This is a genomic window from Pseudomonas mosselii, from assembly GCF_003205295.1.
Lineage (GTDB): Bacteria > Pseudomonadota > Gammaproteobacteria > Pseudomonadales > Pseudomonadaceae > Aquipseudomonas > Aquipseudomonas mosselii_B.
Genome location: NZ_QJRP01000018.1, coordinates 89,614 through 96,875, shown reverse-complemented (window position 1 = coordinate 96,875; position 7,262 = coordinate 89,614). Strand labels below are relative to the sequence as shown.

Here is a 7,262-nt window from a genome sequence, read left to right as displayed (position 1 = left end):
TCCCAAACCCCCGTCCAAGCGCTGAGATAGCGCCATTGCCGTGTGCAGAGCCAGGCAGGATCGCCAGGCACTTAAAACAACAAAATGGAGGCGCCATGCACGCCGATCACTCCGCCTTTTCAGGCCTTCACCCCGGGACCGCTGCGTTTTTTCCACAGGAAACGATGCAACGCGTTGACGCCTGCGCGTTTGCAGGGGTATACAATGCGCCGCGTTTTACCTGTGACTCCCTTGCGTACCGCGCACGCTTGCTGACACCCGGTTGATCCGCCCCTGGCTACCAATGCCACGAGCGACTTCCCGTCACAAGTATCCAAGGTAACCACCTTGCCCATTCCGCTGCGCCACGAGTGCGGTGGGTCCGATTCCGTCACAGATAAAAACAAGCAGGTGACTTCGTTCATGAGTGGACATAACTCACAGTCCGGCGAACTCAAGCGTGGCTTGAAAAACCGCCATATCCAATTGATCGCCCTGGGCGGCGCCATCGGCACCGGGTTGTTCCTGGGCTCGGCCGGCGTGATGAAGTCCGCCGGTCCGTCGATGATCCTCGGCTACGCGATCTGCGGCTTCATCGCCTTCATGATCATGCGCCAGCTCGGCGAGATGATCGTCGAAGAGCCGGTGGCCGGCTCCTTCAGCCATTTCGCACACAAGTACTGGGGCGGTTTCGCCGGCTTCCTGTCGGGCTGGAACTGCTGGGTGCTGTACATCCTGGTGGGCATGTCGGAGCTGTCGGCGGTGGGCAAGTACGTCCATTACTGGTGGCCGGAGATCCCGACCTGGGTCACTGCGGCGGCGTTCTTCCTGCTGATCAATGCCATCAACCTGATGAATGTGAAGTTCTTCGGCGAGGCCGAGTTCTGGTTCGCGATCATCAAGGTCGCCGCCATCGTCGGCATGATCGGCCTGGGCGCCTACCTGCTGACCAGCGGCAGTGGCGGCCCGGAAGCGTCGGTGACCAACCTGTGGGCCCATGGCGGCTTCTTCCCGCATGGCGTCAGCGGCCTGGTCATGGCCCTGGCCTTCATCATGTTCTCCTTCGGTGGCCTGGAAATGCTCGGCTTCACCGCGGCCGAGGCCGACAAGCCGAAGACCGTGATCCCCAAGGCGATCAACCAGGTCATCTACCGCATCCTGATCTTCTATGTGGGCGCCCTGGTGGTGCTGCTGTCGCTGACCCCGTGGGACAGCCTGGTAGCCAGCATCGACGCTTCCGGCGGCAGCTACGGCAGCAGCCCGTTTGTCCAGGTCTTCTCGCTGCTGGGTAGCGACGTGGCCGCGCACCTACTGAACTTCGTGGTCCTGACCGCGGCGCTGTCGGTGTACAACAGCGGCACCTACTGCAACGCCCGCATGCTGCTGGGCATGGCCGAGCAAGGTGATGCGCCGGCGGCGCTGGCCAAGGTCGACCGCCGCGGCGTACCGGTACGTTCGATCCTGGTCTCGGCAGCCGTGACCCTGATCGCGGTGTTGCTCAACTACCTGATGCCGCAGAATGCCCTGGAGCTGCTGATGTCGCTGGTGGTGGCGACCCTGGTGATCAACTGGGCGATGATCAGCTACTCGCACCTGAAGTTCCGTCAGCACCTCGACCGCACCGGCCAGAAGCCGCTGTTCAAGGCGCTGTGGTACCCGTACGGCAACTACCTGGTCCTGGCGTTCGTGGTGCTGATCCTGGGCATCATGCTGCAGATTCCGGGCATCCAGGTGTCGGTGTACGCGATGCCGGTGTGGCTGGTGGTGATGTATGTGGCCTACCAACTGAAGAGCAAGCGTGGCTCCCAGGCCAATGGCGCTGCTGGCAGCATCGCCAAATAAGCGCTGATGCGCACCAACAAAAAACCCGATGCCGAGTAACCGGCATCGGGTTTTTTGTTGCCTGTGCCGGCCTCAGATCTGTTCGAGCAACCAGCCACGAAACGCTCGCAACGATGGCAATGCCTCGTTCCTGGGCGGATAGATCAGGTAGTAGCTGCGCTGACTGGCAAACGGTGTGCCCGGGCTGAACAGTTCGCCGCTGGCCAGTTCCTCCTGCACCAGGATCCTGGGCACCAGGCCAATGCCTATGCCTGCCCGAACCGCCTGAATCAGATGCGAAGTCAGCTCGAAACTTGGCCCAAGGCGCATCGCCCGGTGGGGCAGGGCATGGTGGGAAAACCACTCGCCCCAGGCATGGGGGTTATTGGCGACATTGAGCAGTACTTCCTCGCTGATCCTTTGCGGGCTCCATTGGCCATCCGCATTGGCTTCGGGCGGCAGGATCACCACCAGTTCCTCGGCATGCAGGCGATGGCAGATCAGCCCGGGCAGGTCAAGGCTGGCAACGCCAATGGCCGCGTCGATTTCGCTGGTGTCGAAGTTTATGGCTTCGATACGTGAATGAATGTGCACCAGCATGCCGGGGTGGGCGCCGTAGAAGGCATGCAGGCGCGGCAGCAACCATTTCGAGCCAAAGGTCGGCAGCGTTGCCAGGCGCAGGGTGCCGACACCGGACTGATAGGCCAGGGCCTGCAGCGTGGCACTGCGGATACGCCCCAGGGCCTCGCTGAGTTCGCGCTGGTACAGGCGGCCGACATCGGTCAGTTGTACCTGGCGCCCCTCGCGGCGAAACAGTGTGAGTCCCAGCTGTTGCTCCAGTGCCTGCACCTGGCGGCTCACCGCGCTCTGGGTCAATGACAGTTCGGCGGCGGCGCGGGTGTAGCTTTCATGCCGCGCGGCGGCCTCGAAAGCCAGCAAGAGCGACATCGAAGGGGTGAGGTGGCGGTAATTCATTCATAAAGCTCATCGATAGCGGCAGGAATATCCGTTTGCCCCTGGCGCGAAACTACAGGAACATGGGCGTATTCGTCATGCGGTATAGATCATTCATACCGTAGTCGCAGGAAACACAACATCTCGTGAATTAGCCAATATCGAATAGAGGCCATCCTTCGATGATCGCCCAGCTGCCGCCCCGTGCGCCCGCCGCCCACTACCCTGAATTTCTCGAAGCCCTGAAGAACAGCGGCTTCCGTGGCCAGATCAGTGCCGACTACGGCACCCGCACCGTGCTGGCCACCGACAACTCTATCTACCAGCGCCTGCCCCAGGCGGCGGTGTTCCCGCGGGATGCCGACGATGTGGCGCGGGTTGCCACGCTCATGGCCGAGCCACGCTTTCGCGACATCAAGCTGACCCCGCGTGGCGGCGGTACCGGTACCAACGGCCAGTCGCTGACCGATGGCATCGTCGTCGACCTGTCGCGGCACATGAACAGCATTCTCGAAGTCAACGTCGAGGAGCGCTGGGTGCGGGTCCAGGCGGGCGTGGTCAAGGACCAGCTCAACGCCGCGCTCAAGCCTCACGGGCTGTTCTTTGCGCCGGAGCTCTCCACCTCCAACCGCGCCACCGTCGGCGGCATGATCAACACAGACGCCAGCGGCCAGGGCAGTTGCACCTATGGCAAGACCCGTGACCACGTGCTAGAGCTGCACAGCGTGCTGCTCGGCGGCGAGCGCTTGCACAGCCTGCCGATCGATGATGCGGCGCTGGAGCAGGCCTGCGCCGCGCCCGGCCGGGTCGGCGAGGTGTACCGCATGGCCCGCGAGATCCAGCAAACCCAGGCCGGGCTGATCGAAAGCACCTTCCCCAAGCTCAACCGCTGCCTGACCGGCTACGACCTGGCGCACCTGCGCGACGAGCAGGGCCGCTTCAACCTCAACAGCGTGCTGTGCGGCGCCGAAGGCTCGCTGGGCTATGTGGTCGAGGCCAAGCTCAACGTGCTGCCGATCCCGAAGTACGCGGTGCTGGTCAACGTACGCTACACCAGCTTCATGGACGCCCTGCGCGACGCCAATGCGCTGATGGCACACAAGCCGCTGTCGATCGAGACCGTCGACTCCAAGGTACTGATGCTGGCGATGAAGGACATCGTCTGGCACAGCGTCGCCGAGTACTTCCCGGCCGACGCCGAGCGCCCGACGCTGGGCATCAACCTGGTGGAGTTCTGCGGCGACGAACCGGCCGAGGTCAATGCCCGGGTCGAGGCGTTCGTCGATCACCTGCAGCGCGACACCAGCGTCGAACGCCTCGGGCATACCCTGGCGGAGGGCGCCGAGGCGGTCACCAGGGTCTACACCATGCGCAAGCGTTCAGTGGGGCTGCTGGGCAACGTTGAGGGCGAGGTACGGCCACAGCCGTTCGTCGAGGACACCGCCGTGCCGCCGGAGCAGTTGGCGGACTACATCGCGGAATTCCGTGCGCTGCTTGACGGTTACGGCCTGGCCTACGGCATGTTCGGCCATGTCGATGCCGGCGTGCTGCACGTGCGCCCGGCGCTGGACATGAAGGATCCGGCCCAGGCCGCGTTGGTCAAGCCGATCTCCGATGCCGTGGCGGCGCTGACCCAGCGCTATGGCGGCCTGCTCTGGGGTGAACATGGCAAAGGCCTGCGCTCTGAATACGTGCCGGAATACTTCGGCGAGCTGTACCCGGCGCTGCAGCGTCTCAAGGGCGCCTTCGATCCATACAATCAGCTCAACCCGGGCAAGATCTGCACCCCGCCGGACAGCGCTGAAGGTCTGACCCCGGTGGATGGCGTGACCCTGCGCGCAGACCTTGACCGCAGTATCGACGAACGCGTCTGGCAAAGTTTCGGCAGCGCCGTGCACTGCAACGGCAACGGCGCTTGCTACAACTACGATCCCAACGATGCCATGTGCCCGTCGTGGAAGGCCACCCGCGAACGTCAGCACTCACCCAAGGGGCGCGCTTCGCTGATCCGCGAATGGTTGCGCCTGCAGGGTGAGGCAAACATTGATGTGCTCGCCGCCGCCCAGCGCAAGGTGTCCTGGTTCAAGGGGCTGCCGGCGCGACTGCGCAACAGCCGTGCGCACCAGCAGGGGCAGGTGGACTTCTCCCACGAGGTATACGACGCCATGGCCGGCTGCCTGGCGTGCAAGTCCTGCGCAGGGCAGTGCCCGATCAAGGTCAATGTGCCGGACTTTCGCTCGCGCTTCCTCGAGCTGTACCACGGTCGCTACCAACGTCCGCTGCGTGATTACCTGATCGGATCGCTGGAGTTCACCATCCCGTACCTGGCCCATGCGCCGGGCCTGTACAACGCGGTGATGGGCTCGAAGTGGGTGAGCAGCTTGTTGGCGGACAAGGTCGGCATGGTCGACAGCCCGCTGATCAGCCGTTTCAACTTCCAGGCCACCCTGACCCGTTGCCGCGTCCAGGTCGCGAGCGTTCCGGCCCTGCGCGAGCTGACCCCGGCCCAGCGCGATCGCAGCATCGTGTTGGTGCAGGATGCCTTCACCCGCTATTTCGAGACGCCACTGCTGGCCTCGTTCATCGAACTGGCCCATCGCCTGGGGCACAGGGTGTTCCTCGCGCCCTACAGCGCCAACGGCAAGCCGTTGCATGTGCAGGGTTTCCTCGGTGCCTTCGCCAAGGCAGCAATCCGCAACGCCACCCAGCTCAAGGCCCTGGCCGACTGCGGCGTGCCGTTGGTGGGGCTGGACCCGGCGATGACCCTGGTTTACCGCCAGGAGTACCAGAAGGTCGATGGCGTGGAGTGCCCGTCGGTACTGCTGCCCCAGGAGTGGCTGATGAGCGTGCTGCCCGAGCAGGTGCCGGTCAAGGCCGACAGCTTCCGCCTGATGGCCCACTGCACCGAGAAGACCAACGTGCCGGCCAGTACCCGTCAGTGGGAGCAGGTGTTCGCCCGCCTGGGACTGAAGCTGGTCACCGAGGCCACCGGCTGCTGCGGCATGTCTGGTACCTATGGGCATGAGGCGCGTAACCAGGAAGCCTCGAAAACCATCTTCGAGCAGTCCTGGGCGACCAAGCTGGACAAGCAGGGCGAGGCATTGGCGACCGGCTACTCGTGCCGCAGCCAGGTCAAGCGCATGACCGAGAAGCAGTTGCGTCATCCGCTGGAGGTGGTGTTGCAGTACGCGCAGCGTTGACCATGACGGCAATCGCGGGGCAAGGCGCATCGGCGCCCCGCGATGCCTTCAGGATTTGCGCAAACGCTGTGCCTGGCGATACAGGTAAAGGTTCAACACCAACCCGCACCCCGCTGCCGCTGCCGCAAACAGGAACATCGAGGCGAATCCGAACCCCGCCGCCACGGCGCCCACCAGCGGCCCGGTGACCCCCAGCGACAGGTCGATGAACAGCGAGTAGGCCCCCACCGCCGCGCCGCGGTTGGCTGCTGACACCTGCTTCATGGCTTCCACCCCCAATGCCGGAAACACCAGCGAGAATCCGAACCCGCTCAACGCCGCGCCGGCCAGCGCCATCTCGGCGCTGGCTGCCAGCCACAGCATCAGCAACCCCAGGGTCTCCACCGACAGACAGGCGATCGCCACGCGCAAGCCGCCGATGCGGTTGATCAGGTTGCCGAACAGCAGGCGCGCGCAGATGAAGCTGGCGCCGAACAGGCTCAGGGTCAGCGCGGCGTTGGGCCAGTCGCGACTGGCGTAGTACAGCGTGATGAAGGTGGCGATGGTGCCAAAGCCGATCGAGCCCAGGGCCAGCCCCGAGCCATGGGGGAACACCTTGCCCAGCACTCGCAGGAACGGCAGGCGCACGCCGGCGACTATCGGCGCGGCGCGCTTGGGCCAAGCCAGCAGCAGGCCGATGATGCCCAGCAGGATGATGCTTGCGCCCATGCTCCACAGTCCGAACTGTTTGACCATCAGTACCCCGAGTGGCGCGCCGGTGGCCAATGCGCCATAGCTGGCAATGCCGTTCCAGGAGATCACCTTGGCGGTATTCTCCGAGCCGACCTGGCCGATGCCCCAGCCGATCGAGCCCGAGCCCACCAGGCTCTCGGCGCTGCCCAGCACCAGGCGGCCGATGAACAGGCAGGTCAGGCTCAGCCAGGGCAGATGGGTGAGGAAGCTGCAGGCCAGCATGAACACGCCGCTCAGGCTGCAGCCGAACAGGCCGTACATGACCGCCTTCTTGCTGCCGAGGTTGTCGATGATGCGGCTGGCGGTGGGGCGGCTGAGTAGGGTTGCCAGGTACTGCACGCTGATCACCAGGCCCGCGACCACGGCGCTGAAGCCCAGGTCGTTGTGCACGTAGCCGGGCAGCACCGCGAGCGCAATGCCGATGTTCAAATAGCCGATGAAGGTGAAAAGGACGATCGAGACCACCTGAAGGGTGATCGCAAGTGGCGATAGTGTGTGTTCGGGCATGCGGGGCCGGTCTGGGTAAAGCGAGTGTTGCGCCATCATAACCATCTCGATCCAGGCTGTGGGTGAAGC

General features: G+C 64.1%; 4 protein-coding genes. 2 read left to right on the top strand and 2 right to left on the bottom strand.

Translation table 11 applies throughout. The annotated features are described in order from the left end of the window. Positions 1–402 precede the first annotated feature (402 nt). Positions 403–1,821: an amino acid permease gene (locus tag DMX06_RS17670; protein ID WP_062574784.1), complete on the top strand. Its 1,419-nt coding sequence runs from the start codon at positions 403–405 to the stop codon at positions 1,819–1,821. Positions 1,822–1,893: 72 nt separating this feature from the next. Here the strand turns inward: DMX06_RS17670 and DMX06_RS17665 are convergent, their stop codons facing one another. Continuing rightward, positions 1,894–2,775 (bottom strand): LysR substrate-binding domain-containing protein, encoded by an 882-nt coding sequence (locus DMX06_RS17665; RefSeq protein ID WP_110738625.1) that lies wholly within the window; start codon positions 2,773–2,775, stop codon positions 1,894–1,896. Positions 2,776–2,936: 161 nt separating this feature from the next. Between DMX06_RS17665 and ydiJ the strand changes: the two genes are divergently transcribed. Next, positions 2,937–5,954, top strand: coding sequence for a D-2-hydroxyglutarate dehydrogenase YdiJ (gene ydiJ / locus DMX06_RS17660; protein ID WP_110738624.1), 3,018 nt, complete (start codon positions 2,937–2,939; stop codon positions 5,952–5,954). A gap of 48 nt (positions 5,955–6,002) precedes the next feature. Here ydiJ and DMX06_RS17655 read toward each other — a convergent pair whose 3' ends face one another. Then, a complete protein-coding gene (locus tag DMX06_RS17655) occupies positions 6,003–7,193 on the bottom strand; it encodes an MFS transporter (RefSeq protein WP_110738631.1) in 1,191 nt (396 codons plus the stop codon). Between the last annotated feature and the right edge of the window lie 69 nt (positions 7,194–7,262).